At 73.1% G+C, this 16,474-nt stretch carries 15 protein-coding genes; 6 read left to right on the top strand and 9 right to left on the bottom strand.

From position 1 onward, the window contains the following. Positions 1–201 precede the first annotated feature (201 nt). The 8 genes from pelF to ACZ573_RS03065 all read right to left on the bottom strand — a co-directional run bounded on the left by pelF (position 202) and on the right by ACZ573_RS03065 (position 10,250). Positions 202–1,821, bottom strand: coding sequence for a GT4 family glycosyltransferase PelF (gene pelF / locus ACZ573_RS03100; RefSeq protein WP_471299041.1), 1,620 nt, complete (start codon positions 1,819–1,821; stop codon positions 202–204). A 268-nt stretch (positions 1,822–2,089) separates the two neighbouring features. Continuing rightward, the gene (locus ACZ573_RS03095) at positions 2,090–3,781 is read right to left on the bottom strand and encodes a dipeptide ABC transporter ATP-binding protein (RefSeq protein WP_471298231.1); all 1,692 of its coding nucleotides are present in this window, start codon (positions 3,779–3,781) and stop codon (positions 2,090–2,092) included. Next, a complete protein-coding gene (locus tag ACZ573_RS03090; RefSeq protein ID WP_471298228.1) occupies positions 3,778–4,770 on the bottom strand; it encodes an ABC transporter permease in 993 nt (330 codons plus the stop codon). Before ACZ573_RS03090 ends, ACZ573_RS03095 begins: the two co-directional genes overlap by 4 nt. Beyond that, on the bottom strand, positions 4,767–5,726 hold the full coding sequence (locus tag ACZ573_RS03085) for an ABC transporter permease (protein WP_471299038.1): 960 nt from the start codon (positions 5,724–5,726) through the stop codon (positions 4,767–4,769). Before ACZ573_RS03085 ends, ACZ573_RS03090 begins: the two co-directional genes overlap by 4 nt. 35 nt (positions 5,727–5,761) lie before the next feature. Beyond that, entirely contained in the window at positions 5,762–7,510 is a 1,749-nt protein-coding gene (locus ACZ573_RS03080) for an ABC transporter substrate-binding protein (RefSeq protein WP_471298225.1), read from the bottom strand. 179 nt (positions 7,511–7,689) lie between these two features. Next, a complete protein-coding gene (locus ACZ573_RS03075; protein ID WP_314243733.1) occupies positions 7,690–7,785 on the bottom strand; it encodes an Ms4533A family Cys-rich leader peptide in 96 nt (31 codons plus the stop codon). An 81-nt stretch (positions 7,786–7,866) separates the two neighbouring features. Then, positions 7,867–9,249: a DUF3152 domain-containing protein gene (locus ACZ573_RS03070; protein WP_471298221.1), complete on the bottom strand. Its 1,383-nt coding sequence runs from the start codon at positions 9,247–9,249 to the stop codon at positions 7,867–7,869. A gap of 5 nt (positions 9,250–9,254) precedes the next feature. Continuing rightward, entirely contained in the window at positions 9,255–10,250 is a 996-nt protein-coding gene (locus ACZ573_RS03065) for an alpha/beta fold hydrolase (protein ID WP_471298218.1), read from the bottom strand. Between the two features lie 133 nt (positions 10,251–10,383). Between ACZ573_RS03065 and ACZ573_RS03060 the strand changes: the two genes are divergently transcribed. From ACZ573_RS03060 to ACZ573_RS03045, 4 genes are all read left to right on the top strand, one after another. After that, positions 10,384–10,599, top strand: a complete 216-nt coding sequence (locus ACZ573_RS03060) for a hypothetical protein (protein WP_471298215.1) — start codon at positions 10,384–10,386, stop codon at positions 10,597–10,599. A gap of 169 nt (positions 10,600–10,768) precedes the next feature. Beyond that, complete coding sequence (locus ACZ573_RS03055; protein WP_030011335.1) at positions 10,769–11,407, top strand: TetR/AcrR family transcriptional regulator; 639 nt, start codon at positions 10,769–10,771, stop codon at positions 11,405–11,407. A 144-nt stretch (positions 11,408–11,551) separates the two neighbouring features. Further along, positions 11,552–11,779 (top strand): DUF3107 domain-containing protein, encoded by a 228-nt coding sequence (locus ACZ573_RS03050; protein WP_030011334.1) that lies wholly within the window; start codon positions 11,552–11,554, stop codon positions 11,777–11,779. A 109-nt stretch (positions 11,780–11,888) separates the two neighbouring features. After that, positions 11,889–12,191: a hypothetical protein gene (locus ACZ573_RS03045; RefSeq protein WP_301366630.1), complete on the top strand. Its 303-nt coding sequence runs from the start codon at positions 11,889–11,891 to the stop codon at positions 12,189–12,191. Positions 12,192–12,334: 143 nt separating this feature from the next. On the opposite strand, the gene ACZ573_RS03040 is transcribed toward ACZ573_RS03045, so the two are convergent. Then, positions 12,335–13,093, bottom strand: coding sequence for a ferritin-like fold-containing protein (locus ACZ573_RS03040; protein ID WP_471298212.1), 759 nt, complete (start codon positions 13,091–13,093; stop codon positions 12,335–12,337). 447 nt (positions 13,094–13,540) lie between these two features. On the opposite strand from ACZ573_RS03040, the gene ACZ573_RS03035 reads away from it, so the two are divergent. Further along, positions 13,541–15,508 (top strand): DEAD/DEAH box helicase, encoded by a 1,968-nt coding sequence (locus ACZ573_RS03035; RefSeq protein ID WP_471298209.1) that lies wholly within the window; start codon positions 13,541–13,543, stop codon positions 15,506–15,508. 107 nt (positions 15,509–15,615) lie between these two features. Beyond that, the gene (locus tag ACZ573_RS03030; protein ID WP_471298206.1) at positions 15,616–16,473 is read left to right on the top strand and encodes an alpha/beta fold hydrolase; all 858 of its coding nucleotides are present in this window, start codon (positions 15,616–15,618) and stop codon (positions 16,471–16,473) included. Position 16,474 lies beyond the last annotated feature (1 nt).

The raw sequence follows: 16,474 nt of genomic DNA, 5'->3' as shown, positions 1-16,474 counted from the left end.
CGGCGTTTGAGGCGCGGGGGTCCGGGGGCAGCGCCCCCGGCACCGGCGCCGCGCCGGACCGTGCACCGGAGGGCGGCATCACATCTGCGGCGCCGCTGCCGGTGCTCCGCCCCGGACCCCGCGCCTCAAACGCCGGCGAGGCTGAATGGGGCGGCGCCGCTGAAAGGGCGGGCGGGGCCGTGACGCGGGGGTCGGCGGGGGTCATACGGCGGCCTCCGGGGACGGCTCCGGGGCGGGAGCCCAGGTCGGGCTGGTCCAGTGGCCCGGCACCCGCGCCTCCGGGGGCCGGGCGAAGGGGATGTCGCCGGCGGGCCGCTCGGAGCCCTTGGCCAGCAGCCGCAGGTAGATCTCCTGGAAGGCGGCCACGTTCTGCTCGACGGTGAAGAGTTCCAGGGCCCGCGCCCGGGCGGCGGCGCCGAGCCGCTGCGCCCGCTCGGGGTCCCGCAGCAGGGACAGGCAGGCCTCGGCGAGCGCCCGGGGATTGCGCGGCGGGACGACGAGCCCGGTGCCCCCGATGACCTCGCAGACCGCGCCCACGTCGGTGGAGACGGTGGCGCGCCCGCAGAGCATCGCCTCGGCGAGCGTGACGGGGAAGCCCTCGATCACGGAGGACAGGACGACGACGCGCCCGGCTCCGTACGCCTCGGCCGTGGTGGGGGCGTCGGGTCCGCCGATCTCCTCGAAGGTGACCGGGTTCTCCCCGACCGTGACCGAGTCGGCGGCCTCGTCGGGGAAGAGCTGGGCGGCCAGGGAGCGGCAGTCGGCGAGGTAGCCGGGGGCCGTGGCCGTGGCGAAGATCCGCAGCCGGGTGCCGGGCGCGGCCCGGCGGACCTCGGCGAAGGCGTGCAGCAGGGCGATGAGGTCCTTGGCGGGCTCTGTCCGGCCGACCCACACCAGGGTGTCGGGGTCTCCGCGGTCCGGGGCCTCCCCGACGGTGGCGAATCGGTCCGCCTCCATCCCGGGATAGACGGTCCGCAGCCGTTCCCGGGTCGCCCCGCACCGCTCCTGCCAGCGCCGGGCGTGCGCGTTCCCGGGGGTCAGGAAGTCGGCCCGGGCGTAGATCTCGGTGGCCAGCCGCAGTTGGAAGGCGGCGAGCAGGGCCCGTACCGCGGGGCGGGTCTCGGGTTCGCCGCGGGTGTCGAGCTGGGACAGGTAGTGGGCCCGGAGCTGGACCCCGTACTCGGTGACCAGCAGCGGGACCCCGAAGAAGCGTTTGGCCAGGAGTCCGGGGAGCGCTGCCACGCCGCCCGCGGCCGCGTGGCAGATGTCGGCCTCGCCGAGGCCGCCCCCTGCCTGGGCGTTCTCCCCGTACCAGTCGAGGGACAACGGCCTCAGCATGACCTCGAGCCCGTCCACGAACTCCAGCAGGTCGGCCACCTGCGCGGTCCGTACGGTGCGTGCGGCGCCCGGCGCCCGGCAGGCGGACTCCAGGGCCCGCACCGCGGACTCGGAGCGCAGGGCCGCGTACATCCCGCCCTGTTCGCGGGCGAGTCCGGCGAGCCCGTACAGCCCGGCGGCGAAGGGCTCCGCCGCACCGGTGCAGATCCCGTGGACCAGCTGCTCGAAGCAGTCCACGAACCGCCGGCGCTCCCGCCGGGAGTAGGTCCGCCCGTCGTCGGCGGGGGCCCACAGGGGGGCCGTCCGGACCCGGGTGACGTGCTCGGGCAGTGGCACCCGGGCGCGTTCCTGCTCGGCGCTGCGGCTCAGTGCGTAGATCTCGAACTCGTGCTGCGGGAGCCCGCGCACGAGCCGGTCGCACCACAGCCTCGCCTCTCCCGTCGCATACGGATAACCACCTTCCGTGAGCAGTCCGATCCGCACGAGTGGCACCCCCGATCTCCCGTTCAGGCGGTCGCCGTTCGGTCAGGCGACCCGCCGCGGGAGAACTCAAGCGGATATGCCGAAGGCGCGACGGACGGTTGTCCGTCGCGCCACCGGAAGGGGTGAAGAGTCGTAACTTTCCCGTACGGTTCGCGTTCGAGCACGCTAGAAGTACAGCCTCGGAACCGGCCCGGGCCGGCCAGCTCCCCGGCCCGATTCCCGGACCGATCCCGGACCGATCCCCGGACCGCCGCCGGCCGGCACCCGGCTACGCGAAGACCTCCTGCCGCGTCCTGCGCCGGCCGGCCGCCAGTGCGGGATCCAGGGCCGGTACGGCGGCCAGGAGCTGCCGGGTGTAGGGGTGGGCCGGGCGGTCGTAGACCTGGTCCACCGGTCCCTCCTCGACGATCTCCCCGGCCCGCATGACGGCCACCCGGTCGCTGACCTGCCGGACCACCGCCAGGTCGTGCGCGATGAAGACCAGCGCGATGCCCAGCTCCCGCTGGAGCTCCGCCAGCAGGGCGGTGACCTGGGCCTGGGTGGTCACGTCGAGGGCGGAGACCGGCTCGTCGCAGACGATCAGCCGGGGCCGGGGAGCGAGCGCGCGTGCGATGCCCACCCGCTGGCGCTGGCCGCCGCTGAACTCGTGCGGGTAGCGGTCGTAGTGCTCGGCCTCCAGCCCGACGCGCAGCAGCAGCTCCTCCACCCGGGCCCGGACGGCCGCCTCGTCCCGCTCCCCGGCCGCGCGCAGCGGATCGGCGATGGACTCGCCGACGGAACGGCGCGGGTTGAGGGAGGACACCGGGTCCTGGAAGACCATCTGCACACCGCCCGTGATGCCGGTGACTTCGGCGCCGTCCCGGCGCACCTGCCCGGAGCCGGGCTCCAGCAGTCCGACGAGCATCCGCCCGAGCGTGCTCTTGCCGGAACCGCTCTCACCGACGATCCCCAGGGTCTCCCCGGCGTGCACGGCGAGGGACACCCCGGCGACGGCGGCGACCTTGCGCCGTCCCCGCCCGAACTCCCGCCGCAGGGAAAAGGCCTCGACGACGGGCACCTCCGCCGATTCCTGCCCCGCCGGCGTTCGAGGCGCGGGGTCCGGGGCGGAGCCCCGGGAAGGGCGCCGCGCCTGCTCGTCCGCGGCCCCCCGCACGGGGCGCGGCCCGTCGAGCCTCGGTACCGCCGCCAGCAGGGCCTTGGTGTACGGCTCGGCCGGTGCGGCCAGCACGGAAGCCACCGGACCCCGCTCGACTGCGGAGCCACCCCGCATGACCAGCACCTCGTCCACGCTCTCCGCCGCCACCCCCACGTCGTGGGTGACCAGCAGCAGCCCGAGCCCGCGCTCCTCGCGCAGCCCGTGCAGCAGGTCGAGGATCTGGGCCTGCACGGTGACGTCGAGCGCGGTGGTCGGCTCGTCGGCGATCAGCAGCTGCGGCTCGCACGCCAACGCCATGGCGATGAGGGCCCGTTGCCGCATGCCGCCGCTGAACTCGTGCGGCCGCGCGCGGGAGCGGCGTGCCGCGTCCGGGATGCCCACCCGGTCGAGCACCGCGACAGCGCGGGCCCGGGCGGCCCGCCGGGAGACGTCCGCGTGGATCCGGTGGACCTCGGCGATCTGGTCGCCGATGGCGTAGTACGGGTCCAGGGAGCTCAGCGGGTCCTGGAAGACCATGGCGGCGGTCCCGCCGCGCAGCCGGCGCAGTTCGGCCGCCGATGCCGTGGCCACGTCCGTGCCGCCGACCCGGACGGTGCCGCCCAGCCGGGCGCCCGTACCGCGGTGCAGTCCCAGCAGGGCCGCGGCCACGGTGGACTTGCCGCTGCCGGACTCGCCCACGACGCCGAGGGCGCGGCCCGCCTCCAGGGTGAAGGAGATCCCGTCCACGGCCCGTACGTACTCCCCCGCCCCGCCGACCGGGAAGTCGACGACGAGGTCGGTGACCTCCACCAGTGAGTGCGTCATGCGAGGGTCACCCTTCGGTCCGCGGCGGCGTACAGCAGGTCGGCGATCGCGCCCGCGAGGACCACGGCCGCGCCGATCGTGAGGACGACGCCGACGACGACGGGCAGGTCCACGACCCGTACGCCGTCGATGAGGGTCTTGCCGAGGCCGGGGATGCCGAACAGCGACTCCGTGAGCACCGCGCCGCCGATCATCGTGCCGAAGTCCACGGCGCTGAGCGCGATCACGGGGGCCACGGCGCCGCGCACCGCGTGCCGCGTGACCACGGCCCGCTCCCCCACCCCGTAGGCACGGAAGGTCCGGATGTGGTCCTCGGCGAGCGTCTCCAGGGTCGAACTGCGGGTGAGCCGGGCGTACTTGGCGCTCTCGAAGAAGCCGAGGGTCACCCAGGGCAGGAGCAGGTTCCAGGCCCACTGCTCGGGGTCCTCGGTCAGCGCCACGTACGTCGGGAACGGCAGCCACTGGAGGTAGGCGCAGACGGTCATGAGCAGCAGCAGCCCCAGGATGAAGACGGGGGTGCCGGTCCCGGCGAGGGTCAGGACGGTCAGGGCCCGCTCGGTGATTCCGCCGCGGCGCAGCGCGGACAGCAGGCCGGTGCCGACGCCGACCACCAGCCAGATCACCAGCGCGCCCAGCGCCAGCGACAGGGTGGCGGGCAGCCGGTCCAGGATCAGCCCGGTGACCTGCTGGTCGTTCTGGTACGAGAATCCCAGGCAGGGTGCGTCGCAATGCAGGACCAGCCCGGCGCCGCCGGAGTAGTCCCGGCCGGCCAGCAGTCCCTGGAGGAAGTGCAGGTACTGGGTGAGGGCGGATTCGTTCAGCCCGAGCTGTTCACGGACCTGGGCGATCTGCGCCGGGTTGCAGCGTTCTCCGCAGGCGAGGCGGGCCGGGTCGCCGGGGGCGAGGTAGAAGAGGGCGTAGACGACGACGGACAGGGTGAGCAGCACCAGCAGTGCGCCGCCGGTCCGTTTGAGCACGAAGCGGGTCACGCCGTGCGCTCCTTTCTGGTGCCGACCCGCAGGCGGGAGCCTTCGCGCGGGTCGAGGGCCGTGCGGACGGCATCGCCCAGCACGGTGGAGGCGAGCACGGTGACGAAGAGCAGCCCGGCGGGGAGCAGGACGTAGGCCGGGTCGGCGCGGAACCAGGTCTGCGCGCTGGAGAGCATCTGTCCCCAGGAGGGTGTGGGCGGCTTCACGCCGACGCCGAGGAAGGACAGCGAGGCTTCGGCCACGATGGCGGTGGGCACCTTGATCGCGGCGATGGTGATGACGGGCGCGGCCAGCGAGGGCAGCAGTTCTCGGCGGGCGATGCCCAGCGTGCCCCTGCCCGAGAGGCGGGCGGCGTCGACGAAGTCGAGTCCGCGCAGGGCGAGGGCCTGGGCCCGCACCATCCGGGCGGTGCCGCCCCAGTCGAGCAGTCCGATGATGAGGATGAGCAGCAGCGGCCGGGGGAAGTCGGGCGGGACGACGGCGGTGAGGGCGATACCGATCACCAGCATCGGCAGCGCGATCATCACGTCGGTGAACCGGCCGATGAGCTGGCCCGCGAACCGGCCGCCGAGCGCGGCGGCGAGTCCGACGCCGACCCCGACGAGCGTTTGCACGACGACGGCGCCGAGGGCGACGAGCAGTGAGATCCGCGCCCCGTACAGCAGCCGGGTGAGCAGGTCGCGGCCGGTGCCCGGCTCGACGCCGAGCAGGTGGTCGGCGGAGATCCCGCCGAAGGAGCCGAGCGGTACCCCGCCGCGCGCGGAGTCCACGAGGTCGTCGTGGTACGCGTTCGGGTCCTGGCCGGTGAGCTGGGCGACCAGCGGTGCGGCGAGGGCGAGGAGGACGAGCAGGGCGATGGCTGCGGCGGCCGCGAGGGCCGCGGGCCGGCGGCGCAGGCGCCGCCAGACCTGGCGCGCGGTGCCCGCACCCGGGGCGAGGGCCCCGGACGCGGGCAGCGGCTGCTGCGGCGCCGGCTGCTTCAGGGCGACGCTCACTTGACGGAGACCTGCGAGATGTCGAGGACGCCGGTCCAGTCGCTGATCACGACGTTCTTGATGTCCTTGCCGACGAGCCGCTTGTAGACCGGGTGGAAGAGCGGCACGTCCAAGGCCTGCTCACCGATCTTCTTGTCGAGCGCGCCCCAGCGCTTGCCGGCCGCCGCGAGGTCGGTCAGCTTGGCGATCTCGTCGATCTCGGCGTTCACGGCCGGGTCGTTCAGCTGGGCGTGGTTGTAGTTGGAGCCGTTGGTCACGATCTGCCGGCCGTCGAAGATCGGCGCGAGGAAGGGGGCGCCGGAGGGCCAGTCGGCGCCCCAGCGGGAGAGGAAGAAGCCGGGGGTGTTCTTGGCGTCCCAGCGCTTCTCGTTGAAGGCGTTGTTCTCCAGGCCTTCCAGCTTGACGGTGATCCCGGCGGCGGCGAGGGCCTGCTGCACGGCGGTGGCGACCTCGGGGCTGGTCTGGCGGTTCTGCGCGGTGGAGTGGGTCAGGGTGACGGTGAGGCCGTCGGGGAAGCCGGCCTCCGCGAGCAGCTGCTTGGCCTTGGCCGGGTCGCCGGTCTTCCCCGCCGGGAAGTGGTCGTACGGGGTGAAGCCGAAGGCCTCGCGCTCGGGCAGGAAGGTGGTGGCCGGTTCGGCCAGTGCGGATCCGCCGGCGGCGTTGATCACGCTGGTGCGGTTGATCGCGTGGGAGATGGCCTGGCGCACCTTCGGGTTGTCGAAGGGGGCCACCTTCGGGTTGAAGGCCAGGTAGTTGATGTAGCCGAAGTGGCCGGTGCCGACGCGGCCCGCCAGCTCCTTGTTGTCGCCGATCTGGGCGAGCTCCGCCGGGCCGAGGTTGGTGTCGGTGGTGACGGCGGCGGCGTCGGGGCCGGAGCTGGTGGTCAGGCGCTGGTTGATGACGGCGGCGTCGAGACCGGAGCGGACGTCGATCTTGTCCGGGTAGGCCTTGCGCTCCTCGTCGGTCTTCTCGTCCCAGTGCTCGTTGCGCTCCAGGGTGAGGTGTTCGCCGTCGTTGTCGTTCTTGACGACCTTGTACGGGCCGGAGGAGACGGGGTGCTCCTCGTACTTGACCCCGGTGTCCTTGGCCTTGGGGACGGGCGCGAACTGTGTCTGCGTGGCGACGAAGGGGAACTCGCCCTCGGGCTTGCGGAGTTTGAAGACGATCGTCTTCGGGTCGGGCACGACGATCGAGTCGAGGCCCTTGCCGCCGTCCTTGTACGGGCCCTCGTACGTCTCCCCGCCGACCAGCCAGTCGCGCAGGTACGGGGCGCCGCCCGACAGCTCGGCGGCGAAGGAGCGCTCGATGCCGTACTTGATGTCGGCGGTGGTGATCGGGGTGCCGTCCTCGTACTTCAGCCCGTCCTTGAGCGTGTACGTCCACTCGGTGGCGTCGGCGTTGGGCTTTCCGGTGTCGGTGGCCAGGTCGGGCACGACCTTGGCGCCGGCCGCGCCGTCCTCGCGGTTGCGGGTGGTCAGTGTGCGGAAGACCAGCGAGGGAACGTTTCCGCCGCCCGAGGTGTAGAGGCGGGCCGGGTCGAAGTCGCTCTGGGGCTCGGAGTTGAGGACGGTCAGGGTGCCGCCCTTCTGCGGTGCGCCCGCGGCGCCCGGCTTGTCGCCCGGACCGGTCTTGTCCGCACCGTCCTTGGGGCCGCAGGCCACGGCGCCCCCGGCCAGGACGAGGCTGACGGTGACGGCGGCCACGCGGCGCGCTATGAGATGACGGTCGGGTCCGGCGGAAGACATGGGTGTGAAGACCTCTCGGCGTGAAGGAAGGGCGGAAGGGCCACGCGAGGGGCAGCGGTCGACAGCGGCACCGATGGGTCACCGGTTACCGGAACATGAGGAAGCCGCGCCTGCGGGCGTACGTGCACCCGGGCGCGGCGAAGGAACTCGAAAAGGGTCGCGGCGCTCGCGGGTCGGCGTCAGCGACAGAAGATGTCGGCCACGCTGTGCGCGGTCACACCAAGCAGCGCCAGCTCTATGGCGGCGCTCGCGGTCATGGTGTGGTGGTGCGACATGCGGAGAACGATTGCCGATGATCGGACGGATTGTCAACGCGGATCCCCGCCCGGCCGCCGGGCGGGGATCCGGTCCGTCGGTCAACCTCCGGGGAACACCCAGGGGTTGGGCTTGCACTCGATGCCGTTGATGTTGAGGGACTTGGTCTGCTGCTGCATGATCGGCGCGAGCGCGCCGGGTGTGCGGCAGTTCACGTGGTCGTGTCCGAGCCGGTGTCCGACCTCGTGGTTGATGAGCATCTGCCGGTAGATGAACATCTGGTCCGGTCCGTAGGTCGCGGAGCCCTGAGCCCAGCGGAACGCGTTGATCATCACCCGCTCGGTGCGCGCGGAGTCGCAGGAGACGTTGTCGACGGTGGTGTCCAGATCGGACTTGGCGCACCAGACCCCGGTGGTCCCGGGACTGGCCAGGGTGATCACGAAGTCCGCCTCGCCGCCCGGTACCCGCTCGAAGGTCTTCTCGCCGTTGTGGGCCCAGCTGCGGTCGTCGTTGAGGGTGCGGTGGACGGCCTCGGCGAAGAGCTGCAGGTCCAGGCCGAGGCCCTGCTCGACGTCGACCCGGTAGCGCACGAGCCTGCCCTTGCCGGGGGCCTTGGCCACTCCGGGCACGGTGTCGAAGGTCCCGGGCCCGGCGAGCTTCGCGTCGATCGGCAGCTGCTGGGCCATCTTCTGCTCGTAGGTCAGCTCCGGCGCACCTCCGGCGGCGGACGGCGCCGCGGGCGCGGCCGCCGCCGGAGGCGTCGCGCGGCCGTCCGAGCGGGAGGCGGCGGCGTCGGTGCGGCTGCCGTCGGAGGCGGCAGCCGCGCCCGTCTTGGCGCCGTCCCCGTCGGAGGTCACCTGGCCGGCGACGACGACGGCGAGGACGGTGGTGACGGCCACGGCGGCCAGGCCCGTGTACGTACGGACCTTCAGGCCTCGGCCGGAACCGGGCGGATCCGGGTCGGGATCCACCGGATCGACCGGATCCACGGGGCCGGCGGGACCGGCCGGGTCGGCCGGCCTGCGCGGCCCGGGCACCAGGCGGTGCGAGCCGGTGGAGGTGACGGGGTCGGGGGCGGGACCGGCGTCGGGGCCGAGGTCGAAGGAGGCCGGCGGCACCAGGGTGACCTGCGGGAAGCCCACCGCGGGCGTGCCGAAGGCCGGGGTGTCGGAGTCCAGCAGGGCGGCGGGCGCCGGCGCGGTGGCGGCGTCGCCGTAGGGCCGCCGCACCCCGCGCCAGTCCCCGTACACGGAGTCGGGCCGGGCTCCCGGGGCGCCGCCGGACTCGTGCTGCTGGGGGTGGCTCCCGGTCCGCGCGTCGGCGAAGGACCGGTCCGGGGACACGTACCCCTGGTGGGTGACGGTCGGTTCGGGCCAGGACCCGGCGGGCGGTTCCTCGTACGGCAGGGGCTCCGGCTGCGGCCGGACGGGCGGCGGAGCGGCGGCCGGAGCCGGCGCGGGGCCCTTGCGACTATGTCGTCCCACGGTCCTCAGCCTCTGCCGTCTTCGGTGTACCGGTCACCTTCGCCCGTTCCGGTGTCGCTCAGCAGTTCCCGGAACGCGGCGGCCACCGCCTCGGGGTACTCCATCATCGCCACGTGTCCTGCCTCGGGCATGCACAGCAGCCGCGAACCGCGGAAGGCCGCGGCCGCCCTGTGCGCCATACGGTACGAGACCAGTTGGTCCCGGCCACCGTAGACCAGCAGCGAGGGTGCGAGGACCCGCTGCGCCTGCCGCCACAGCCCGTGCTGGCCACCGAGGGTGTAGGCGTCGACGATGCCGCGCGAGGAGCGCGTCATCGCCTCCCAGAAGTAGGGCAGGGCCATCCGCCGCTCCATCTCCTCCACGGCGTTGCGGAATCCCTCGGGTCTCACCCGGGAGGGGTCTCCGTAACAGAGCTCCGTCACCCCGCGGGTGCGCTGCTCGGCGCTGAGTCCCTGCGTCAGCCGGTTGAAGAGCGCGGCCACCCCGGGCACGGCGAGCAGCGCGGTCGGCACGGCCGACTTCTGCACGCGCAGCTCGGGCAGGGCGGGCGAGATCAGGGTCAGGGTGCGCACCAGGTCGGGCCGGACGGCCGCGACGCGGGTGGAGACGGCTCCGCCGAGGGAGTTCCCGACCAGGTGGACCGGGCCGCGCCCGGCGGCGTCGAGGTGCCGGATGACGGCGCGGGCGAAGGCGGTGACGGAGTAGTCCCGGTCGGCGGGTGGTGGGGACCAGCCGAAGCCCGGCAGGTCGACGGCCTCGCCGTCGACGGTGTCGGCCAGCTGCGCCATCAGGTCCGACCAGTTCTGCGAGGAACCGCCGAGTCCGTGCACGAACAGGGCGGGTGGCAGCCCGGTGCGCAGGGGCGGGCGGACCCGGACGGCCAGTTCCAGGCCGGGCAGCACGGCGGTGCGCAGCTGCTCCCCTTCGGCCACCCGGACGGCTCCCGTCTGGGAGGACAGCTCGGCGGTGGAGCGTACGCCCGGCAGCTCGGTCGAAGACATGCGGGCAATGTTACGAGACGATCACGTTCCTCTTCTTGTGTTCGCCGTCACAGACACAGGCCGGATCCGTATAGCGGTGCATCCGCGATCCTCCTAGGCTCGTAAGTGAGCACAAGGAAGCGAGGGGAGCGGCATGACTGTCGACCCTGCGGAGCCGGACACCTTCCGCGAACAGTTCCCGGACTCCCTCGATCCTGAGGCGCCCGAGGCGGATGTGGCGGAGCAGCTGGCCGACCTCCGGCCGGACGAGGACGACCCGATCACCGAGAGCGCGGGGGACGGGGTCGCGGACGGCGATGCCGTCGAGCAGGCGCGGGTGGTGCCGCTGGACGAGGACGACTACCGCTGACCCGCCGACCGAGCACCGACCAAACCGCTGATCAAACCGCTGACCAGCGCCTCCGGGCCGTCCGTACCGCGAGAAAACTCGGCTTGAACCCTCCAGATTCGGTTACCGAAAAGTACGATGGCGGCGCGGCGCAGAGCGCACTGTGTTCTTAGAGAAAGTGGGAGGCGGCGTGACAGCCATCGAGCAGACCGAGGCAGCGCGTCCGCGGGGCACGCGACTGCCGCGCCGAGCCCGGCGCAACCAGCTGCTGGGCGCGGCCCAGGAGGTTTTCGTCGCGCAGGGGTATCACGCGGCGGCCATGGACGACATCGCCGAGCGGGCCGGCGTGAGCAAGCCGGTGCTGTACCAGCACTTCCCCGGCAAGCTCGACCTGTATCTGGCCCTGCTGGACCAGCACTGCGAGGCCCTGCTGCTGGCCGTGCGCACCGCACTCGCGTCGACGACGGACAACAAGCTGCGCGTGGCGGCCACGATGGACGCCTACTTCGCGTACGTGGAGGAGGAGGGCGGCGCCTTCCGGCTGGTCTTCGAGTCCGACCTGACGAACGAGCCGGCGGTGCGCGAGCGCGTCGACCGCGTCTCGCTGCAGTGCGCCGAGGCCATCTCCGATGTCATCGCCGAGGACACCGGCCTGTCCAAGGACGAGTCGATGCTGCTGGCCGTGGGCCTGGGCGGGGTCTCGCAGGTCGTGGCCCGCTACTGGCTCTCCAGCGAGAGCCCGGTCGCCCGCGAGACGGCGGTCGGCCTGCTCACCTCGCTCGCCTGGCGCGGTATCGCCGGCTTCCCGCTGCACGGCACGGAGTCCTGAGGGACCGGCTCCCGCGGGCCCCCGCCGGCCGCTGTTCGCTGCGAGCGTGTCCGCTCTGCGCGGTCCGTGTCCCCTCACCGGGCTAATGTGGACCGCGTACGGCGCGGCTGATCGCGCGAACCGGATCGTCGGAGGGACAAAGCCGTGGAGGTCAAGATCGGCGTGCAGCACGCACCCCGGGAGATCGTGCTGGAGAGCGACCTGAGCGCCGAGGAGCTGGAGAGCATCGTCACCGCCGCTCTGTCCGGCACCGCGCCGCTGCTGAGCCTCACCGACAACAAGGGCCGCAAGGTCCTGGTGCCGTCCGACCGCCTGTCGTATGTCGACCTGGGTGAGCCGAGCGTGCGCAAGGTCGGTTTCGGCGCGCTCTGAGAACTGTTGGAAACGGCCCGGTGGTTGATCCCACCGGGCCGTTTCTGTTTCTTCCGCTTCGGGTAGGACCGCAGTGACCCGGTTTGCCCTGACGTATGGGAGAGACCTCATGCTGCTGATGGAAGTGCTCGGCTCCGCACTCCTGGGCCTCGCCCTGTCCGCGACAGCCGCCCGGGTGCTCACGCGCCGGTTGCCTTCCCGCACAGTGGTGCTGGTCAGCGGGGTGCTGGGAGCGCTGTTCGGGGCGTATCTCACCCACTTCGCGCTGGGGCCCGGGCACAACACCCTGACCGCGACGCTCCTCGGCGCGGTGCTGGTGTCGGCCGTGGTCCTGTCCCTGCTGCTCCGTCCGGCCGCCGGGCCCCGCAGGCCGTCCCACAGGACTCCGTTTTCACTTCCGTCGCGGGGCTGACCGCGACCCCTGACCTCTGACCTCCGAACCACGTACGTCGGCCCCGGCGCGCGGTGTGCGCGCCGGGGCCGACGTGTGGAGCGGTACGGAGCCCCGCGGCTGCCTCGAAGCTGGCTCGAGGCTGCTGTGCGACCGCCGTGCGGTCAGGCGGCGAGACCGAGGGCCGCCATCCGCTTGGTGTGCGCCTTGGTGATGCGGGTGAACATCTCGCCGACGGCCGCCAGGTCGAAGCCGGCCGCCATTCCGTCGACGCCGCCGACCAGCATGGTCGAGAGCGCGTCGCGCTCGGCGACCACGCGCTGGGCCTGCGAGAGGGCCTCGCCCATCAGCCGGCGGGCCCACAGCGCGAGCCGGCCGCCGCAGCGCGGGTCCGCCTCGATCGCCGCGCGGACCTTCTCGACGGCGAAGTTGCCGTGGCCGGTGTCGTCGAGCACGCCGAGCACGAGGGCGCGGGTGTCGGTGTCCAGGTGGGAGGCGACCTCACGGTAGAAGTCACTGGCGATGGAGTCGCCGACGTAGGCCTTGACCAGGCCCTCCAGCCAGTCCGACGGCGCGGTCTGGCGGTGGAAGTCGTCGACGCCCTTCGCGAAGGGCTCCATGGCGGCGGTGGGCTCGACCTCGATCGCCGCGAGCCGGTCCCGCAGCCGCTCGAAGTGGTGGAACTCGGCGGAGGCCATCGCGGCGAGCTCGGCCTTGTCGTCCAGGGTGGGCGCGAGCTTCGCGTCCTCCGCCAGGCGCTCGAAGGCCGCGAGCTCTCCGTAGGCGAGCGCGCCGAGCAGGTCCACGACGGCGGCCCGGTACTGCGGCGAGGCAGAGGCGGCGGCCCAGTCCTGGGAGGCGATGCCCACGGCTCCGGTGGGGTCGCTGTCGTCGGCGGGCGAGGCGTTTTCTACGGTCGACATGCTCCGCACAATAGCCCGCCGAATGGCCCTCCAAGTCACCACGGCGGTTCCTTGCCTGTCCAGCTAAACGCGCCTACCCGGTGAATTCACCCGACACACCTGCGCGATTCCGGGGTACAGTGGTAATGCGCCTGCCGAACACTCGGCGGGCCATCCGAATGAGGATGCCCGGTCGGTGGCCCGATCGGCTCCAACCGACCGCCCTCGGTGCGGTGCGTACGTTCATGCGTACCGCCTCCCACGAGGGGCCCCCTCAGCGGCAGATGCGCTTGAGCGAAGGCTAGTGGTCCCGCGCAGCTTCGTACGTAGCAGTACTGCAAGCACGGCACGGTACGACCCCCCTCGCCGCCTCGCGCCGCGTCTCACAGAAGAGGCAGCACCCTGACTACGTTCCGAGACCTCGGGATTTTCCCCGAGACGGCCGAGGCCCTTGAGGCCGTCGGCATCGTGTCCCCCTTCCCGATCCAGGAGATGACCCTCCCCGTCGCCCTTTCCGGCACGGACGTCATCGGCCAGGCCAAGACCGGAACCGGCAAGACGCTCGGTTTCGGCCTTCCCCTGCTGGAGCGGGTCGTCGTCCCCGCGGACGTCGAGGCCGGCCGCGCCACCCCCGCGCAGCTGACCGACGCCCCGCAGGCCCTCGTGGTGGTTCCGACCCGCGAGCTGTGCACCCAGGTCACCAACGACCTCCTGACCGCGGGCAAGGTCCGCAACGTCCGCGTCCTCGCCATATACGGTGGTCGCGCGTACGAGCCCCAGGTCGAGGCGCTCAAGAAGGGCGTCGACGTGATCGTCGGCACCCCGGGCCGCCTGCTCGACCTGGCCGGGCAGAAGAAGCTCGACCTCTCGCGCGTCAAGGCCCTCGTCCTGGACGAGGCCGACGAGATGCTCGACCTGGGCTTCCTGCCCGACGTCGAGAAGATCATGGCGTACCTGCCTGCGAAGCGTCAGACGATGCTGTTCTCGGCGACCATGCCGGGTGCGGTCATCGGCCTGGCCCGCCGCTACATGACGCAGCCGACCCACATCCGCGCCGTCTCCGAGGACGGCGAGGGCGCGACCGTCGCCAACATCACGCAGCACGTCTTCCGTGCGCACAACATGGACAAGCCGGAGCTCGTCTCCCGCATCCTGCAGGCCGAGGGCCGTGGCCTGGCCATGATCTTCTGCCGTACCAAGCGCACGGCGGCCGACATCGCCGAGCAGCTGGAGAAGCGCGGCTTCGCGTCCGGCGCCGTCCACGGCGACCTGGGCCAGGGCGCGCGCGAGCAGGCGCTGCGCGCGTTCCGCAACGGCAAGGTCGACGTGCTGGTGTGCACCGACGTCGCCGCGCGCGGTATCGATGTCGAGGGTGTGACCCACGTCATCAACTACCAGACGCCGGAGGACGAGAAGACCTTCCTGCACCGTGTGGGCCGCACCGGCCGCGCGGGCAACAAGGGCATCGCCGTCACCCTGGTCGACTGGGACGACATCCCGCGCTGGCAGCTGATCAACAAGGCGCTGGAGCTGGACTTCCACGAGCCGGTCGAGACGTACTCCACGTCCCCGCACCTGTTCGAGCAGCTGAGCATCCCGGCCGGCACCAAGGGCATCCTGCCGCGCGCCGAGCGTACGCGGGCCGGCCTGAAGGCCGAGAACCTGGAGGACCTGGGCGAGACCGGCGGCCGCGGTGGCCGTGGCGGCCGCTCCGGTCCGGCGGCCGCCGCCGCCGTGGTGACCGAGGAGCGTCCGGCCCGTACCCGTACGCCGCGCCAGCGCCGCCGTACCCGTGGCGGGGCGGAGCTCGCCGAGGGCGCCGAGGCCACCGCCGCGGTGACCCCGGCCGAGGCTCCCGAGGCCCCGGCCGCCGACGAGCCGCGCCGTCCGCGCCGCCGCCGCACCCGTGTGGCAGTGGTGCCGGCCCAGGCCCCCGTGGCCGCGCCGGCCGCCCCGGCCCCGGTCGCCGCCGCTCCGGTCGCCCCGGTCGCCCCGGCTCCGGTCGAGGCCGCCCCGGTGACCCCGGTCGCCGAGGAGGCTCCGGCCAGGCCGAAGCGCGTCCGTACCCGCAAGGTCGTCGCGACCGAGCCGGAGCCGGACTTCCAGATGCCGCCGCTGGTCGAGCCCGTCCGGGCCCGGCGCACCCGCAAGGCTGCCCCGGCCGCCGCGGTGACCCCGGTCGCCGAGGTTCCCGCCGAGGAGGCCCCGGTCAAGCCGAAGCGCACCCGTACCCGCAAGGTCGCGGAGGCCGCCCCGGTCGCCGCCGAGGCCGTCGCGGTGGCGGAGGAGGCTCCGGTCAAGCCGAAGCGCACCCGCACCCGCAAGGCCGCGGAGGCCGCCCCGGTCGCCGCCGAGGCCGTCGCGGTGGCCGAGGAGGCCCCGGTCAAGCCGAAGCGGACCCGCACCCGCAAGGCCGCGGCCGCGCCGGAGGCGTAAGCCTTACGCAGCACCCCGCCGATGGCCCCGATCCCCTTCCGAGGGGGCCGGGGCCATCGGCCTGCCCGGGCCGTGCCGGGCACCGTACGGGCCGGTAACCTCGGGCCATGAGCAAGCCTCCGCGTCTCACGCTGCCCTCCGCCGCCCGCGCGTACCTCCTCACCACCGGCCGCGGCTCCTTCGCCGTGCACGAGGCCGGTGAGCCCGTACGCGGCACCGCCCTGCTGGTCCCCGGTTTCACGGGCAGCAAGGAGGACTTCATCGGCCTGCTGGAGCCGCTGGCGGCCGCCGGGTACCGGGTCGTCGCCGTGGACGGCCGCGGCCAGCACGAGAGCCCGGGCCCGCGCGAGGAGGCCCCGTACGCCCTGGAGGAGCTGGCGCGGGACGTCCTCGCGCAGGTCCGCGCGCTGGGCGAGGACCGCGTGCACCTGGTCGGCCACTCGCTCGGCGGGCTGATCTCCCGCGCCGCCGTGCTGCGCGACCCCTCGCCCTTCGCCTCCCTCACCCTGATGAGCAGCGGGCCGGCCGCGATCTCCGAGGACCAGCAGGCCCGGACGAAGCTGCTGGTCGCCGCGCTGGAGGCGATGGGCGACGACATGCCCGGGATCTGGGCGGCGATGCGGGCCCACGATCCCGAGGACGCGGCCGCGGACTCCCCCGAGCTCGCGCACTTCCTGCGCGAGCGGTGGCTGGCCACCGTCCCCGAGCAGCTGATCGTCACCGGCCGGACGCTGATCTGCGAGCCGGACCGGGTGGCCGAGCTGAGCCGCGTCGACCTGCCGAAGCTGGTCCTGTCCGGGGCCGTGGACCAGGCCTGGCCCGTGCCGCTGCTGGACGAGACGGCCCGGCGCCTGGGTGCGCGGCGGGTGATCGTGCCGGGGACGGATCACTCCCCGAACGCCGAGGACCCGGCCACGACGGCGCGCGAGCTGGCCGCGTTCTGGGACTCCTGCACCGGCGTGTAGT

The sequence above is a fragment of the Streptomyces sp. NPDC040545 genome, assembly GCF_055595065.1.
Note: the sequence above shows the minus strand (reverse complement) of the source record. Positions and strands in the feature narration are given on the sequence as shown.